A 15,913-nucleotide genomic window follows, 5' to 3' on the forward strand; every position below is an offset into this window, starting at 1 on the left:
GCTAAAAAGTCGCCCTAGGCCGCAAGAGGAGTTGGCCTCTGCCCCATGAGGCGCACCGGCGTCAAATGACTCCAGTAAAAAGATGATAGGTAGTCATGATTGGTATAATTCCAATTATTAATTATAAACTTTGTATATTGAATAACACTTCCGCTCTTCCTGCCTGCTGCTGAACACCACCGTAGACCCGTGTCGTTGCTCGTGTTCACCCTTAAACCCCATCACCTATGAAAAACAAATTCCTTGTTGCCTGCGCAGTTGCCTCATTGGTGGCAGCTAGTTGCCAAAAAACGGAGTTGGCCCCCGAATCTGCGTCGCCGAAAGCGGCGGGTAGTGCGCAAAACGCCGTGCCCACGGGCTGCGACGTCATCGGTTTTAGTGGGGCCAGCGGCCTGCTAAGTCAGGTAAACAGTGACGGCGGCGTCGGTCCGATTCTGCTGACAAGCCTCAATACCCGCTCCCCCGAGCAGCCCGTGGCCGCCATGGTCTTCAACTCGGCCGCACCCCACTTCGAGGATTATGACCTGGGTACGCCCAACGTGGCCTACGGTGGCCCCGGCATCGGCGCCGGTGGCACGGTGAGCAACAATACGGCCCTGGGCAACATCCTCGTTATCCAGAACTTCGTGGACTGGGGCCTGACGCCCAACGACGACGACGTGACGGGCTACGTCAACTTCGATTTCAGCAAAGTAGGCCCAATTACGGCCACCTCCCTGACCATTATTGACCGGGAAGGCGCCGAGTTCGAAGGTGGGGAAGTAAAGCTCTTCGACGTGAAAGGCGGCACGGAACTCTACTACACCACCTTCCCCGAAACCGGTTCTAACGGCGTGGGCCTGGTGAACCTCAACAACACGCCCGGCGTGGGCTATATCGAGGTGACCATCTACGGCTCCATTGGCCTCGACAACCTGGCTTTCTGCCGCTTGCAGTGCAACTACACCCAGGGCTACTGGAAAAATCACGCAGACAGCTGGCCCGTGAGCAGCCTTACCATTGGCACGGTCGCCACGCCTTACAGTAAAGCCGACCTGATCAAGGTGCTGAATACGCCCGTGAAAGGCAACGGCCTGCTGGCCCTGGCCCACCAGCTGATTGCGGCCAAACTGAACGTGGCCGTCGACCACGACCCCTCTATTGCCACTGCCATTGCCCAGGCCGATGCCCTGATTGGCAATCTTAGCCTGTTTGGCGGCACGCTCACCACGGCCCAGACCAGTGCCCTGGTTGCCACCCTGGATGCCTACAACAACTCCAACCACTGCGACTAATACTTCCAGCGTGGGGCGGCCCCGTCGCCACTTACTGCTACAAAAGCCGGACGTCTCGTCCGGCTTTTTGCGTTTTCGGGCCACCGCGGGCCGGGCCGCGGCAATAGTTCGAAATCGCACGGGCCGGCTTCCATTATCGAACACCGTGTCCGGTTTTGGACAATATTTTCCAAAGTCTATTTTCTCGAATGTTGTTTTGGTTTTTGATAATCAGTGATTTATAAAGTTGGCACGGGCGTTGGCTACTACTAGTACAACCAGCCGCCTTGCCGCGCAAAAACGGACACGGACAGCTGGGAGCTCCTCCTGAACCTTCTTCCGACTCTTAACTACCCTCCACTATGAATTCCACGACGGCGCCCCACAATCTGTTCGATTCCCCCGAAGCCCGCGTGGCCTCGGCTCCGGCCCAGGCCATGCTCAAGCTCACCGACATCGAAAAGGTGTACCAGACCAAGACCATCGAAACGGTGGCCTTGAACCGGGTAAACCTGACCATTAACAAAGGCGAGTTTGTGTCGATTATGGGCCCCTCAGGCTGCGGCAAGTCGACGTTGCTCAGCATCATGGGTCTGCTCGACGAGCCCTCGGGGGGCCAAGTGGAAATTGCGGGCCGCCCGGTGACGTCCTACTCCGACAAGGAGCTGGCCCACCTGCGCAATCAGAAAATCGGGTTCGTGTTCCAGAGCTACCACCTCATCAACGACCTCTCGGTGCTCGACAACGTGGAGCTGCCCCTGCTCTACCGCAGCAGCGTGAGCGGCAAGGAGCGCCGGCAGCGCGCCCACGCCGCCCTCGACAAAGTAGGCCTCAGTGCCCGCACCAACCACTTTCCGAGCCAGCTTTCGGGTGGGCAGCGGCAGCGCGTGGCTATTGCCCGGGCCCTGGCCGGCAACCCCGAGCTGATCCTGGCCGACGAACCCACCGGTAACCTCGACTCGGTGATGGGCGAGGAAATCATGGACCTGCTGCTGGGCCTCAACCGCCACGACGGGGTGACCATCGTGATGGTAACCCACGACGAGCAGCAGGCCCTGAAAACCGAGCGGGTTATCCGCTTCTTCGACGGCAGCCAGGTCAGCTAATTCCGATTCGCGCCTTTCACCCTTTTCCTCCGCTTTTCCTGCTGCATCATGGCTACGCTGCTTTCTTCCCTGGCCCAGCTTTCCGAAACCGACCTGCTGGCCGAGTGCCGCCGCGGTAATCCCCGGGCCCAGAAGGTGCTTTACGACCGGCTGGCGCCCGGCATGCTGGCCGTGTGCCTGCGCTACCTGCGCCACCAGGAAGAAGCCGAAGAGGCGCTGGTGCTGGGGTTTGTGCGGGTGTTCCGGGCTCTGGAGCAGTACCGTCACGAGGGCAGCTTCCGGGGCTGGGTGCGGCGCATTTTGATCAACGAGGCCCTGGGCCAGCTGCGCCGCCGCCAGCCCCTGCACCTCGACATCGACGACTGTCACGACGCGGTGGCCAGCATCCGGGCCACGGCCGAAAGCAACCTGGACACGGCCGACCTGCTGCGCCTGATTCAGGACCTGCCCGCCGGCTACCGCACCGTGTTCAACCTCTACGCCGTGGAGGGCTACAACCACCCCGAAATTGCCGCGCTGCTGGGCATCTCGGAGGGTACTTCCAAGTCGCAGCTCAGCAAAGCCCGCGCCCTGCTCCAGCGCCGCCTGGCCTCGCTTCATTCCTCCTCTTCTTTTCAGCCCCAGTCTTATGCTGCTTAGCTACCTCAAAATCGCCTGGAAGGTGCTGTTGCGCCGCAAGTTCTTCACCTTCATCAGCCTCTTCGGCATCAGCTTCACGCTGATGGTGCTGCTGGTGGTGGTGGCCATGTTCGACCACACCGTGGGGGCCCACGCCCCGGAAAGCCGGCTCGACCGGATGCTGTTCTCCAACTTCCTGCACATCAAGTACAAGGACGGCGGCAACCAGAACTCGCCGCCCAGCTACTACCTGCTCAATAAGTACGTGCGTGCCTTGCGCACCCCGGAGCAGGTGGCCATCTACTCCAACTTCCACGCCACGCCCAGCTACGTGGGCAACAGCCGCCTCGACCTCGACCTGAAGTACACCGACGAGGCCTTCTGGCAGGTGCTCGACTTCACCTTCCACGCTGGCCGGCCCTACAACCAGGCCGATGTGAAGTCGGCGGCCCACGTGGCTGTTATCAACCGCACCACGGCCCGCAAGTACTTCGGTACCGACCAGGGCGTGGTGGGCCGCCCCATCGAAATCAACCAAACCAAGTTCCGCGTCATCGGGGTGGTCGACGACGTGCCGGCCATGCGCCTGGCGTCCTACGCCGACGTGTGGGTGCCGCTCACGACCAGCCCCAGCGACTTGCAGCGGGTGAGCCTCGACGGCGACTTCTCGGCCATCGTGCTGGCTAAGTCCACCGGGGATATTAGCGCGGTGCAGGCCGAATTCGACCAGATGGCCAAGCGGATTCCCCTGACCGACCCCAAAAACATGGACCACCTCGACCTGCACGCCGACCCGCTGCTGGCGTCCTACTCCCGGCAAATCATGAGCCCTTTGACCAACTACGAGTCCAACGGCCTGAGCATTCTGTACTCTATTCTGTCGGGCCTGGCTTTGCTCTTTATGCTGCTGCCAGCCCTGAACCTGGTCAACATCAACGTGAGCCGCATTATGGAGCGGTCCTCCGAAATCGGGGTGCGGAAGGCCTTTGGGGCCACCGGCGGCACGCTCATCGGGCAGTTTCTGGTCGAGAACATCTTCCTGACCGCCATTGGGGGCCTGCTGGGCTTGCTGCTGGCCTACGTGGCCCTGCAGCTCATCGACGGCGCCCAGATTCTGGCCTACGCCCACTTCGAGCTGAACTGGCGCATTTTCAGCTGGGCCCTGCTCGTGACGCTCTTTTTCGGCGTGCTTTCGGGCGTGTATCCCGCCTTTAAGATGTCGCGCCTGCAGCCGGTGCAGGCCCTGAAAGGAAAGTGAGGTGGTGAACTAGTGAACTGGTGAACTGGTGAGTTGTCGTTCGGGCGGCTCTGCCCCGTCAAAACGTTCAACTCACCACTCTTCCACTTCACTGCCTTCCCAGAACAGCAAACTCACTATTTCACCATCTCACCATTTCACCGATGTTACGTCACCTGTTTACCCTGATCTGGAACCGGAAACGGTCCAACTTCCTGCTCATCGCCGAAATCCTGCTCTCGTTTTTCGTGCTCTTCGTGGTGAGCGTGCTGCTGGTCAATAACTACTACAACTACCACCAGCCCATGGGCTTCCGCTCCGACAACGTGTGGGAGTTTGACCTGAGCCCCGGCCAGGACACCACCGACCGGCGCGGCACGCTGCGCCTGGTGATGCAGCAGCTCAAGGCTACGCCCGGCGTGGTGGCCGTGACCCACACCAGCACCAACTCGCCCTTCTCGTTCAACAACCGGAATACCGACGAGTACCGCTACCACGGCAAACAGGCGCCCCTGACCGAGCGCTACGACGCCGACGACGACATGGTGCCGGTGCTGGGCCTGAACGTAGTGGCCGGCCGCTGGTTTGACCGCCGCGACGATGGCGCCGCCCACCAGCCGGTCATCATCAACCGGAAGCTGGCCGAGGCCATGTTCGGCCAGGAGCCGGCCGTGGGCAAGATTATGACCAACGAGAAGGGTACCGAAGACTGGCAGGTAGTGGGCGTCATTGATTTCTACCGCTCGGGCAGCGACTTTGCCGCCAACGAGCCCGCCATCTTCCACCGCCGCGTGCTGCAGGGCACCACCCGCATCGGCAACCAGGAAGACCCGCTGCTGCTGGTGCGCGTGGCGCCCGGTAGCGGGGCCGTACTCGAGCAGCAGCTCGTGCGCAAGATCAAAGCCATGACCAAGGGCTGGGATGCCAACGTGAATACCCTCGACGAAAACCGCCGCGACAAAATGAAGGTGATTATGACCCCGCTGATGGCGCTGGGAATGGTCGGTTTGTTTCTAATTATCAACGTGGCCCTGGGCCTGTTCGGGGTATTGTGGTACAACATTAACCAGCGCAAGGCCGAAATCGGGCTGCGCCGGGCCCTGGGCGCCACCGGCAACGGCATCAGCGGGCAGTTTCTGGGCGAAATGATGGTCGTGACGGTGCTGGGCGTGGCTGGGGGGCTGCTGCTGGCCGCGCAGTTTCCGCTGCTGGGCGTATTCGGGGTGGCCACCGAGGTCTACATGCAGGCTATGGGCCTGGCCACGCTGCTGATCTTCGTGCTCACGGCCGTGTGTGCCCTGCAGCCCAGCCGCATTGCCGCCGGCATTCAGCCCGCCGTGTCCCTGCGCGAGGAATAAGCCAGCTGCAAGCGGCCGAAAACCGCTGCGCTGCAAGAACTTGCTAAACCCCAACACCCGATTGGCGTTCCGGTGTAGCCGAATGCCAATCGGCTACACCGGAATGCCAATCGGCTACACCGGAATGCCAATCGGCTGCACCGGAATGCCAATCGGCTGCACCGGAATGCCGTTCGGCTGCACCGGAATGGCAAACCGCTGCACGGGAATGCCACTCGGCTGCACCGGTTTGCCATTCGGCTGCACGGGAGGGGCCTCCGCTGCACCGGAATGCCATTCCGCTGCAGCCGAGGCCCCTCCCGTGCAGCCGAGGCCCCTCCGCTGCACGGGAGGGGCCTCCCCGGATACACAAATGTTGCATTCGGTACTCCCAAACGCCACCTCTGACTAGGGAATAGGGTAGTCACTGCTCCGGATTGGTGTTTACAGTCGCTAACGTCAACATTTGGGCTTGCTGCCCCGTGGCCCGGCCGGGCCGGGGCTGCCGCCGGTGGGCAAAACAATATTTTCTTTCTCGAATTTTACCGGGCTTTTCCGTCCTTCGCAGCCAATGCCCCTCCCGGGCGACGACCTGCCCGACCTGCTCCCGCCGAAACAGCTGCTGCTTATGATTCTGATTGTAGACGATGATCTGGCCGTCCGCACTTCCCTGGGGCTGCTGCTCAAGCAGGCCGGCTACGCCACCAAGGGCGCGGCCACGCCCGAGGAAGCCCTGCAGGTGGTGCGCACCACCCCGCCGGTTCTGGTGCTGATGGACATGAACTACTCCCTGGACACCTCCGGCCACGACGGTCTGCAGCTGCTGGCCCAGGTGAAAGATATTGCGCCCCAGGTGCCCGTGATTCTGATAACCGGCTGGGGCTCTATTACCCTGGCCGTGGAGGGCATCAAGGCCGGGGCCGCCGAATTCGTGACCAAGCCCTGGAACAACGACTCCCTGCTCCAGACCATCCGCACCATTCTCAGCCTCCAGGACCGCCCCGCCGACGCCGGGCCCGGGCTGAGCCGCCGCGAGCTGGACCGGCAGTTCAACTTCCGCTCCATTATCGGCGCCGACGCCCAGCTGCTGCATGTGCTGCGCAACGTGGGGCAGGTAGCCGCCACCGATGCTTCCGTTCTGATTGAGGGCGAGAGCGGGACGGGCAAGGAGCTCATTGCCGAGGCCATTCACCAGAACAGTCACCGCCGCGACAAAGCCTTCGTGAAGGTCAACCTGGGCGGTATTTCGGCCTCGCTCTTCGAAAGTGAGATGTTTGGGCATCGCCGCGGGGCCTTCACCGACGCCAAGACCGACCGGGTGGGCCGCTTCGAGCTGGCCAACAAGGGTACCATCTTCCTCGACGAAATCGGGGAGCTGGACCTGGGCTCCCAGGTGAAGCTGTTGCGCGTGCTCCAGGACCGTACCTACGAAGTGCTCGGCGACAGCCGGGCCCGCAGCCTCGATATCCGGGTAATCTGCGCCACCAACCGCAACCTGGCCGAGATGGTGCGCGAGGGCCGCTTCCGGGAAGACCTCTACTACCGCATCAACCTGATAACCGTGCGCCTGCCCGCCCTGCGCGAGCGGCCCGACGACATTCCGCTGCTGGTAAACCACTTTGTGAGTAACCTGCGCACCACCTACAACCGGCCCTCCCTGAAAGTGGGCACCAAGGCCCTGCACTGGCTGCGCGAACTGCCGCTGTCGGGCAACATCCGGGAGCTGAAAAACCTGGTGGAGCGGGCCGTGCTGGTGTCGGGCAAGGATGAGCTCAGCCCCGAAGACTTCCAGGCCCAGTTTACCAAAGCCCCCGCCAAAGCCGCCGCCCCCGGCGAGCTGCCGCCCGTGGGCTCCATGACCCTGGAAGAAGTAGAGGTGCAGATGATCCGCAAGTCGATGGAGTTCTACGCCGGCAACGTGAGCCGCGTGGCCAAAGCCCTGGGCCTGAGCCGCGGCGCCCTCTACCGCAGGCTGGAGAAGTACGACATTCCCTTCGATGAGTAGGGGCAGGGCAGGGGCTGGCAGGAGCTAGAAAAGGCTGGAAAGCTAAAAGAAGCTAGCAAGCTAGTTCCCCTCCTCAGATGAGGAGGGGCTAGGGGTGGTTGAAACGTCAGAACGACCCCCAGCACCAAACGCCGCCTCGATTCCAGCCAACACCCCATCCATCTGCTCCAGCACCAGCTTGTTTTCGAACCGTAGCACCTGTATTCCCTGCTTGTTCAGGTAAGCCGTGCGCTCCACATCGTGAGCCTCGCCGCTCACCGTGAAGTGTCCCGCTCCATCCAGCTCCACTACCAGCTTCTCGGCTGGGCAGTAGAAGTCCACGATGTAGGAACCGATGCTGTGTTGGCGCCGAAACTTGCGGCCGGCCAGCTGGCTCCGCTGCAAGGTCCGCCACAGCAGTGCCTCGGCCGGGGTAAGGTGGCGGCGAAGCTGCCGGCGGTGGTCCTTCTCCTGGATAAGGTTGTGGATATGCTCGGTAGCCGACATAGCAGATAGTTTTAGTAGGTTCAAGATAAACAATGGTTGTCAACCACCCCTAACCCCTCCTCAGCTGAGGAGGGGAACTAGCTTACTAGCTTTGAAGCCTAACTCCTACGAATGACCCTGCGCGTCAAATTTCTGCTCTTCGTTGTCCTTATCCACGGCGTGCTCATTGCTCTGGCGGCCCAGCTGCGGCATACCAACGCCCCGCTGTTTGTGGCTACGGAAGTGCTGCTGGTCATTTCCATTGTGCTCACCGTGCAGCTCTACCGGGGCTTCGTGCGGCCCTTTCAGCTCATTGCCGCCGGCACCGAGGCCATCCGGTCCAAGGACTTCTCCATGAAATTCGTGCCCGTGGGCCAGAAGGAAATGGACCAGCTCATCGACGTCTATAACCACATGATTGACGAGCTGCGGCAGGAGCGCGTTACTCAGCACGAGAAAAGCTTCCTGCTGGAGCGCCTGATTCAGGCCTCGCCGGCCGGCATCCTGCTCCTCGACTTCGACGGCCGCATCGAGGCCGCCAACCCCGCCGCCGAGCGGTGCCTGCGCCTGCCCCAGAGCCAGCTGCTGCGTCAGCTGCCGGCCGAGCTGCCGGGCGAGTGGGGCCCGGGGCTGAGCACCTTGCAGGCCGGGCAGCCCCAGGTAATTCAGCTCTCGGGCATCCAAACCTACCGGGCCCACTGTTCCCACTTCCTCGACCGGGGCTTTACCCGCAACTTTATCATGCTCGAGGAGCTGACCCAGGAGCTGATTCGCCAGGAAAAGCAGGCCTACGAGAAGCTGATCCGGATGATGTCGCACGAAATCAACAATTCCATCGGGGCCATCAACTCCATCCTGCAAAGCTTCAGCTACTACACCGAGCAGCTCCGCCCCGCCGACCAGCCCGACTTCGCCGAGGCCTTGGAAGTATCCATCAACCGCAATACCCACCTGGCCAACTTCATTGCCAACTTTGCCAACCTGGTGCGCCTGCCCGCGCCCACGCCCCGCCCCCACGACGTGCACGACCTGCTCCGCTCCATTCACCGCCTGATGCTGGTGCAGAGCGAGAAGCGCCGTATCCGCTGGCACTGGCAGCTGGCGCCCGAGGCGCTCTGGGTGGAACTGGACGGTCAGCAGATTGAACAGGCCCTGCTCAACATTGTCAAGAACGCCCTGGAGTCCATCGGCGAGGACGGCAACCTGACCATTCACACCAGCCTGCAGCCGCCCCTGCTGCGCATCGAGGACGACGGGGCCGGTATTGCCCCCGAGGTGCAGCGGCGGCTGTTTACCCCGTTTTTCAGCACCAAGCGCGACGGGCAGGGCATCGGCCTGACCATGATTCGCGACATTCTGCTCCAGCACGGCTTCACCTTCAGCCTCGAAACCACCGCGGCGGGCACGACGGCCTTTACCATCGGGTTTGGAACGGCGGAAAAAGTGGAGCAGCCACCAAAGACCCTGAGCCAGCCAACTCAGCTAACGTAGCCTTTCCGTGAAAAGCAGAAGCCGGGAATTTTGCCTGACCTGGTTGGCGTAAGCCGGGGCCAATTGAAACCCAGCTTTATTGCGCACTTTTGACGACTCTTATTGCCTATGTCGTCCGCTATTTTTCGGTTTATCCACCGCTTAGGCCAGCTCTCGGCCACTATTCGCCTAGTCGTGGCCTTGCTGCTGGGCGCCGGGGCTTGGCTGCTGCTGCCGGCTAAGCTGCTGCCCATGGCCCGGGCCGTAGCCGCCTGGGACGCCTTTGGCCTTACGACGCTGCTACTGTTCTGGGCCGCCATTACCACCGCCGACGTGAAGCATATTCGCCAGACTGCCCAGCGGGAAGACGCCAGCCGCACCCTGTCGTTTGCCTTCGTGCTGGTGGCGGCCCTGAGCAGCCTATTGGCCGTGATACTGCTGCTGAGCTCGGTGCACGAGCTCAGCCGGCCGGCCCTGCACCTGCACGTGGGGCTGGGCATTGCGGCCGTGGCCCTGGCCTGGCTGCTGGTGCACACCGTGTTTACGCTGCGCTACGCCCACCTCTACTACGACGCCACGGCCGACGGCGACGCCGGCGGCCTGGAGTTTCCCGGGCGGGAGCCCCCGGATTATCTGGACTTTGCTTACTTCTCCTTCGTGGTGGGCATGACGGCCCAAACGGCCGACGTGAGCATTAGCAGTCAGTATGTACGCCGCCTGGCCCTGCTGCATGGCCTCGTGTCGTTTGGCTTCAATACGGCGGTGGTGGCCCTGAGCATCAGCGGGCTGGCAGGAGTGCTCTAGCCTTCGCCGCGGGGCTAGCGCAGGATGGGGCGGGGGCCTTTGTAGGCTTCGGAAGGCAGCAGCGAAATCAGGGTGTTGAGGCCCGAGGCTTCGAACTGCCGCTGGACGGCGGGCTGCAGGCCACACAGCGTCAGCTTGATACGGGCTTGCTGCAAAAACGGTAGGTGGCGCAGCAAGGCCTGCTGGGCCCGAAAGTCGATGGCCGTGAGTTCCTGGCAGAGTAGCCACAGGGTGCCGGCCTGCTTCTGCGTGGCTTCGCGCAGCAGGTCGACCAGCTGCTTGGCTCCCTGCTCACCCTCGCATTTGCCCCGTAAGCTCACCACAAAAACGTTGGGCTGCGACAATTTCAGAATATCCATGCCCGATAATTTGTTGACTGTGTTATCGTTCCAATAACCAGCCCGCCGCCGTGGCGAAGGCTTATACAAAGATAGGCCGGCCACAGAAGCCGATATCAAGGGTAAATACTCTTTTGGGGCCGGGGTTTATACGGAAATCCGCGTGTGTACCCCGGCCCTAAAAGGGTTACTCAGCAGGCTCCCCCACGGCGGCCAAATCACTGTTGGCCGGGCCAATGAGTAGCTTGCCCAGGGCGTCGAAGCGGGAGCCGTGGCAGGGGCAGTCCCAGCTTTTTTCCAGACCGTTCCAGTGCACCACGCACCCCAGGTGGGGGCAAATGGCCGAGCATTTGTGGGTCTGGCCCTGCTCGTCGCGGTACACGGCCACTTTCGTGATGCCTTCGCGCAGCACGGCTCCGCTACCGGCCGCAATGTCTTCCTCCTTCGATACGTCGCCGCCGGTGAGCAACTCGGTGTACTCGATGGCCACATTCACGTTTTCGCGCACAAACTCGTAGGCCGAGGCGGGCTTCAGCGTCACGCGGCCCGGGTCGTAGAGCTCGGCCCAGGGGTTGGGCCGGCCCTTGATCAGGTCTGTCACAATCATGGCGCCCAGCGTGCTGTGGGTCATGCCGTGGCCCGAGTCGCCGGTGATGATGTACACGTTTTCGTTGTCGAGCGGGTTGGGACCAGCGTAGCCCAGACTGTCACTGGGTTCCTGCACCTGCCCCGACCAGCGGTATTCCACGCTCTGCACCATCGGAAAATGCTCCCGGGTCCACTCTTCCAGGCAGCGCAGGCTTTCCTCCGGGTCACCCTGGCCTACTTTATGGTCTTCGCCCCCCACAATGAGCAGGTCGTAGTTGGGCGTGCCGCCCCGGGGGCCTTCCTTCACTTCCTGCAGCCGGATGTAGTGGTACGGGTCGGGCGTGTCCCAGTACAGGGCCAACGTTACCGAGCCCTTCGGAATTCGGGCCCCGATGACGTAAGTGCGGTACGGGGCCTGCTTGGTGTGCATCACCACCCGGTCGTTGACGGGCGTATTCGTCGCCATGACCACGGCTTGGGCCGTCACGGTAGCCCCGGTCACCACCGTCACTGTGGCCTCGGTGCCGCCCTTCACGTCGGTGACGTGGGAGTTAGTAAAAATCTGACCCTTGCGCCGGACAATGGCTTCGATGAGGCCGTTGAGGTACTTCGTGATATGAAACTGACCCTGGTTGGGAAACACCAAACACTCACCGGTCTGGAAGCCCTTGGTGGGCGAGTCGGCCAGCCGCTGCACGCCGGTAAGGCCAGCGCGGTGGGCGGCTGCCAGCTCCTCATCGAGCTCCTTAGGCTTGCCGTCTTTGGGCAAAAACAGGTAGCCGTCGAGCCGGGTGAAGTCGCAGTCAATCTTTTCCTCCAGCACAATCTTCTCGATCTGGTCGATGGCACTGCCGTGGCTTTCGGCCGCCAGCCGGGCGCCTTTCTCCCCAAACAAGTGCTCCAGGCGCGTGTACCGGTCGTCGAGGGCGTTGGAAAGGTGGGCCGTGGTGCGGCCGGTTTCGCCGCTGCCCAACTCTCCGCTTTCCAGCACGATTACCTTTTTGCCTTCGCGCAGCAGCAGGTAGGCCGTCGTCAGGCCGGCAATACCGCCCCCCACGACCACCACATCGGTCTGGGCATTCTTGGTCAACGGCGAAAAGGTGGGCAGCGCCGGGCCGGTGCCCAGCCACGACGAGACGGTAGAGGCGGAAGTACGTTGCATACGAAGCGGGTTGGTGGAATGCAGTACTACGGTGCTCCTCCGCCCCGAGGTTGCTACGGATCAGCTTGCTGCGGGCTGGTTACTGGTACATATCAGGGGTGATGGGCAACTCATATTCTTCGCCGGCGCTGAGAAAATGCAGCACCAGGTCCCGAATGGAGAAGGGAGTGTCGTTGGAGATGTCGTAGATGTTGGTAGCCGTGCAGCTGCTACCTTCCAGCAGGGTTACCAGGCCGCTACCAATGACTTCCAGCTTGTAGCCTTCCCGCACAATAACGCCCGTATCTTCTTCCAGCCCCATGCCCATGCAGGTGGGGTTGGTGGCAATAATCTGGGCCATGCGCGCAATGCGGCCCCGGGCAATAAAGTGGGTGTCGATGGCTACGTCGTGCATAAAGCGCAGGCCGGTGGTAATGGCAATTTCGCCCTTGCGGAAGCCGGCATCATTGCGCCCCTCATAAATCATGGGCGTCGACATAGCCGTGGCCCCGGCGCTGGTCCCCCCAATGACAATCTTGTCGTAGGCATACCGCTCTTTCAGGCGCTGCAACAGGTGCGTGCCGCCCAGAATGGCCGTCAGGCGCAGTTGGTCGCCGCCGGTAAACCAGAAGCCGGCGGCTTCATTTACCAGTTGCAGGGTTTTTTCGTCGTTGGCGTCGGAGCGCTGCTGCACGTTGAGGGTTTCGATCCGGCCAACTCCCAAGCGGCGAAATACCTCGTGGTAGTCGCGGGCGGCTTCTTCCGGCACCGACGAAGCCGTTGGAACAACGAGTACCAACGGGTCGTGCCCCACGAGTTCTTGCACGAAGCGCTGAAGAATACCGTCGGGAACGAAGTTGCGGTTGTTGTCCTGATTAGAGCCTTTTTCGGGCTCTTCGCCCTTGTTTTCATGGCCTCCCACGGCAATCAAAATGCCCTGGGGAAGCGGACAGGTGGGGCGGCTGGGGTCCTGTGAACGGGTGGTTTTTTTCTTGCGGCCAGGCATGGCAATACAGTAAATAAGAACATGAGTGCTGTTCCTTTCCTTACTACATGCGAGAATTTGCCCGGCGGGGTTGCCGGATAGGTGCGCTTATTTGAAGAAGCCCACCCTGGGAGTGGTCCGGGTAACCCTAGCGGTAGCTACTGAAACTAAAATAATTAAGCTAGTCTGCCGGCATGGCTGCCGGAAGGGCTACAATAGCATTGCATCTGAACGGAGCCCAAAATTACGTAGTGCTACCCCGCAAAATACGTATTTGACTTGCCGCTAAGCAACGGCGGCCACTTACTTCACCAACCCGCTGCTGACGGCGAATTTGATGAGGGCGGCGGTGTTTTTGGCCTGGGTTTTCTCGATGATGTTCTGGCGGTGGGTTTCAATGGTGCGCTTGCTGGTGAAGAGCTTATCGGCAATTTCGGCGTTGGTCAGCCCTTCGGCAATGAGCTGCAGCACTTCCAGCTCCCGCGTCGATAAATCAGCCGGGCGGGGCTCCAGGCTTTCTTCCCACTGCTTTTCCATGTTCAGCGTAAGCTTACGCAGCAGCTCCAGCGCTATTTCGGTGCACAGAAACGGATGGCCTACTGCCACCGTCCGAATGGCGTGCAGAATTTCGGCAATGGCAGCATTCTTCAGGATATACCCCGTAGCACCGGCATCCAGGGCCTGCGCCACGTAGCGCTCATGCTCGAGCATGGATAGAATCAGCAGCCGCGTTTCGGGGTGCTGGGTCCGCACCAGGGGCAAGACGGCAAAGCCATCCAGCTCGGGCATGGTCAGGTCCAGCAGCACGATGTCGGCCGGGGTGGTGGCCAGCAAATCCAGTAGCTGCTGACCATTGCTGGCTTCGCCCACTACTTCAAAGTCGGGCTCGGCAACCAACAACGCCCGGATACCTTCCCGGAGAATTGTATGGTCGTCGGCTAAGATGATACGAGTCATGCGTTGGAGCCCAAAAGGATGAAGCGCTGGAAAGAAACTAACAATTTCATTACAACCCGTTTGCGAGGATAAGGTTGGACCAGAAAATGAGTTTCAGATGAGCCCATGATTAGAAAAAGAGGGCACCTCTCCGGGACATGCGTCCTGCCACATCAAACGCTGATCTTTTTCCGTACCACCCAATACCCACCTCTAGTCAGCGGCAAAGGTAGGCAACAATAGGTATTTATACGGACCAAAAATGGCGCGGAGCCGTAATACGTGGTAAATACGGCTTTTGCCTTTCACCTGCTGCTTCGGGGAGTGGAGCGCTTAATATTGCAGTTTACCAGTCGTGTGCCAGGAGTTATGGGCACGATAGCGGGACAGCGGCAGCCAGAAGCAGCAGGAGGGAATGAGCCCGTCATTGTTGAAAGCAAGTGCCAGTCTTTTTCACGGGGCCTGTCACGCTCGGTTTAACACTGATTCCCCTATGATTCGGATTATTCTTACTGACGACCACGCCATTATCCGGGACGGTATCCGCAGCTTGCTGCGCGACGAGCCGGGCCTGGAGGTCGTGGGCGAAGCCAGCAACGGCGAGGAGCTGCTGGCCATGCTACCGACGACTCCCACCGACGTCATCCTGCTCGATTTGAACATGCCCGGCATGGATGGCTTTGCCACGCTGGCGGCCCTGCGCGAGCAATACCCCCAAACCCGGGTGCTGGTGCTGTCCATGCTCGACCATGAGCGCTACGTGGTGCAGGCCCTGGATGCCGGCGCCCTAGGCTACGCTTTGAAAAATACGGGGCGTACCGAGCTGATTTACGCACTGTACGCCGTGGCCGCTGGCCAGCCATTTCTGTGCACTGCCATTGGAATGGGCTTGCTGCGCAAATTTCAAAGCCCCGAAACCAGCACCTACGATGCGCCCAAGGTGGGTAGCAGCCTTTCGAAACGGGAGTTGGAAGTACTGCAGCTCATTGCCGAAGGGCTGACCAACGCCGAAATTGCCGATAAGCTCTTCACCAGCAAGCGCACTATCGAAACCCACCGCCAGAACATCATCGAGAAAACCCAGGCCAAAAACACCGCCGCCCTCATCAAGTTCGCCGTCAGCAGCGGGTTGCTGCCCGAGTAGGCCGCTCCTGGCAAAGCCGAAATCCAGACCATAAAAAAAGCCCCCGGAATATTCCGGGGGCTTTTTTGGGGAGTTGGTTACCGTGAGTTTATTCGATGATAAGTCGTTTGGTAACCAAGCCGGCTTCGGTGCTCAACCGCAGCGAGTACACGCCCACGGGCAGCTCGGCCAACGACAGGGCATGGGCCTTGTCGCCGTTGGCGGGCAGCTGTTGGGTGCGCACCACGCGGCCCAGCGCATCGAGCAGCGTGGCCGTTACGGGCTTACGACCCAGCGCGGCAGGCAGCTCTACCCAAGCCGTTTTCTGGGCTGGGTTCGGATACAAGGCGACGCTGGAAGCCAACGTGCCACTGCTGGTAGCCAGGGGCCGCAGGCTGCCGAAGCTGAGCGAGAAGCGGCCGGTAATCAGGGCCGCGTTGCTGGCCGAGAAGCGGTAAGTGCTCTGCTGCCGCAGGTCCACCTGCTGGCCCGTTACGGCGTCGAGCA

General features: G+C 61.1%; 15 protein-coding genes. 9 read left to right on the top strand and 6 right to left on the bottom strand.

Annotated elements, in window-relative coordinates:
• Positions 1–296: 296 nt before the first annotated feature.
• The 6 genes from CLV45_RS19930 to CLV45_RS19955 all read left to right on the top strand — a co-directional run bounded on the left by CLV45_RS19930 (position 297) and on the right by CLV45_RS19955 (position 7,556).
• The gene (locus tag CLV45_RS19930) at positions 297–1,274 is read left to right on the top strand and encodes a hypothetical protein (protein ID WP_157807675.1); all 978 of its coding nucleotides are present in this window, start codon (positions 297–299) and stop codon (positions 1,272–1,274) included.
• Between the two features lie 416 nt (positions 1,275–1,690).
• Positions 1,691–2,359 (top strand): ABC transporter ATP-binding protein, encoded by a 669-nt coding sequence (locus CLV45_RS19935; protein ID WP_100338269.1) that lies wholly within the window; start codon positions 1,691–1,693, stop codon positions 2,357–2,359.
• A 48-nt stretch (positions 2,360–2,407) separates the two neighbouring features.
• The gene (locus tag CLV45_RS19940) at positions 2,408–2,998 is read left to right on the top strand and encodes an RNA polymerase sigma factor (protein ID WP_100338228.1); all 591 of its coding nucleotides are present in this window, start codon (positions 2,408–2,410) and stop codon (positions 2,996–2,998) included.
• On the top strand, positions 2,988–4,235 hold the full coding sequence (locus tag CLV45_RS19945; RefSeq protein ID WP_100338229.1) for an ABC transporter permease: 1,248 nt from the start codon (positions 2,988–2,990) through the stop codon (positions 4,233–4,235). Before CLV45_RS19940 ends, CLV45_RS19945 begins: the two co-directional genes overlap by 11 nt.
• Positions 4,236–4,378: 143 nt before the next feature.
• Positions 4,379–5,572 (top strand): ABC transporter permease, encoded by a 1,194-nt coding sequence (locus CLV45_RS19950; protein ID WP_100338230.1) that lies wholly within the window; start codon positions 4,379–4,381, stop codon positions 5,570–5,572.
• Positions 5,573–6,179: 607 nt separating this feature from the next.
• Entirely contained in the window at positions 6,180–7,556 is a 1,377-nt protein-coding gene (locus CLV45_RS19955; protein WP_100338270.1) for a sigma-54-dependent transcriptional regulator, read from the top strand.
• Positions 7,557–7,616: 60 nt separating this feature from the next.
• Here the strand turns inward: CLV45_RS19955 and CLV45_RS19960 are convergent, their stop codons facing one another.
• Entirely contained in the window at positions 7,617–8,042 is a 426-nt protein-coding gene (locus CLV45_RS19960; RefSeq protein WP_100338231.1) for an endonuclease domain-containing protein, read from the bottom strand.
• Between the two features lie 111 nt (positions 8,043–8,153).
• Here CLV45_RS19960 and CLV45_RS19965 point away from each other — a divergent pair, with 111 nt between their 5' ends.
• Complete coding sequence (locus CLV45_RS19965) at positions 8,154–9,512, top strand: sensor histidine kinase (protein WP_100338232.1); 1,359 nt, start codon at positions 8,154–8,156, stop codon at positions 9,510–9,512.
• A gap of 108 nt (positions 9,513–9,620) precedes the next feature.
• A complete protein-coding gene (locus CLV45_RS19970) occupies positions 9,621–10,295 on the top strand; it encodes a DUF1345 domain-containing protein (RefSeq protein ID WP_100338233.1) in 675 nt (224 codons plus the stop codon).
• 14 nt (positions 10,296–10,309) lie between these two features.
• On the opposite strand, the gene CLV45_RS19975 is transcribed toward CLV45_RS19970, so the two are convergent.
• The 4 genes from CLV45_RS19975 to CLV45_RS19990 form a co-directional block, all read right to left on the bottom strand.
• The gene (locus CLV45_RS19975; protein ID WP_100338234.1) at positions 10,310–10,654 is read right to left on the bottom strand and encodes an STAS domain-containing protein; all 345 of its coding nucleotides are present in this window, start codon (positions 10,652–10,654) and stop codon (positions 10,310–10,312) included.
• A 166-nt stretch (positions 10,655–10,820) separates the two neighbouring features.
• Positions 10,821–12,383: an FAD-dependent oxidoreductase gene (locus CLV45_RS19980; RefSeq protein ID WP_100338235.1), complete on the bottom strand. Its 1,563-nt coding sequence runs from the start codon at positions 12,381–12,383 to the stop codon at positions 10,821–10,823.
• 79 nt (positions 12,384–12,462) lie between these two features.
• Positions 12,463–13,368, bottom strand: coding sequence for a cyanophycinase (locus CLV45_RS19985; protein ID WP_100338236.1), 906 nt, complete (start codon positions 13,366–13,368; stop codon positions 12,463–12,465).
• Positions 13,369–13,650: 282 nt separating this feature from the next.
• Positions 13,651–14,304, bottom strand: a complete 654-nt coding sequence (locus CLV45_RS19990; protein ID WP_100338237.1) for a response regulator — start codon at positions 14,302–14,304, stop codon at positions 13,651–13,653.
• Positions 14,305–14,776: 472 nt separating this feature from the next.
• Between CLV45_RS19990 and CLV45_RS19995 the strand changes: the two genes are divergently transcribed.
• Complete coding sequence (locus tag CLV45_RS19995) at positions 14,777–15,427, top strand: response regulator transcription factor (protein WP_100338238.1); 651 nt, start codon at positions 14,777–14,779, stop codon at positions 15,425–15,427.
• 88 nt (positions 15,428–15,515) lie between these two features.
• Here the strand turns inward: CLV45_RS19995 and CLV45_RS20000 are convergent.
• Positions 15,516–15,913, bottom strand: a 398-nt coding sequence (locus tag CLV45_RS20000; RefSeq protein WP_157807676.1) for a T9SS type A sorting domain-containing protein, incomplete at its 5' end; no start/stop codon positions are given.

Origin of the sequence: Hymenobacter chitinivorans DSM 11115, from assembly GCF_002797555.1 — a bacterium.
GTDB classification, from domain to species: domain Bacteria; phylum Bacteroidota; class Bacteroidia; order Cytophagales; family Hymenobacteraceae; genus Hymenobacter; species Hymenobacter chitinivorans.

Excerpts from the sequence above, each read along its gene's own strand:
- CLV45_RS19935 (WP_100338269.1), top strand. The coding sequence starts at position 1,691 with ATGCTCAAGCTCACCGACATCGAAAAGGTGTACCAGACCAAGACCATC.
- CLV45_RS19940 (WP_100338228.1), top strand. The coding sequence starts at position 2,408 with ATGGCTACGCTGCTTTCTTCCCTGGCCCAGCTTTCCGAAACCGACCTG.
- CLV45_RS19945 (WP_100338229.1), top strand. The coding sequence starts at position 2,988 with ATGCTGCTTAGCTACCTCAAAATCGCCTGGAAGGTGCTGTTGCGCCGC.
- CLV45_RS19950 (WP_100338230.1), top strand. The coding sequence starts at position 4,379 with ATGTTACGTCACCTGTTTACCCTGATCTGGAACCGGAAACGGTCCAAC.
- CLV45_RS19955 (WP_100338270.1), top strand. The coding sequence starts at position 6,180 with ATGATTCTGATTGTAGACGATGATCTGGCCGTCCGCACTTCCCTGGGG.
- CLV45_RS19960 (WP_100338231.1), bottom strand. The coding sequence starts at position 8,042 with ATGTCGGCTACCGAGCATATCCACAACCTTATCCAGGAGAAGGACCAC.
- CLV45_RS19965 (WP_100338232.1), top strand. The coding sequence starts at position 8,154 with ATGACCCTGCGCGTCAAATTTCTGCTCTTCGTTGTCCTTATCCACGGC.
- CLV45_RS19970 (WP_100338233.1), top strand. The coding sequence starts at position 9,621 with ATGTCGTCCGCTATTTTTCGGTTTATCCACCGCTTAGGCCAGCTCTCG.
- CLV45_RS19975 (WP_100338234.1), bottom strand. The coding sequence starts at position 10,654 with ATGGATATTCTGAAATTGTCGCAGCCCAACGTTTTTGTGGTGAGCTTA.
- CLV45_RS19980 (WP_100338235.1), bottom strand. The coding sequence starts at position 12,383 with ATGCAACGTACTTCCGCCTCTACCGTCTCGTCGTGGCTGGGCACCGGC.
- CLV45_RS19985 (WP_100338236.1), bottom strand. The coding sequence starts at position 13,368 with ATGCCTGGCCGCAAGAAAAAAACCACCCGTTCACAGGACCCCAGCCGC.
- CLV45_RS19990 (WP_100338237.1), bottom strand. The coding sequence starts at position 14,304 with ATGACTCGTATCATCTTAGCCGACGACCATACAATTCTCCGGGAAGGT.
- CLV45_RS19995 (WP_100338238.1), top strand. The coding sequence starts at position 14,777 with ATGATTCGGATTATTCTTACTGACGACCACGCCATTATCCGGGACGGT.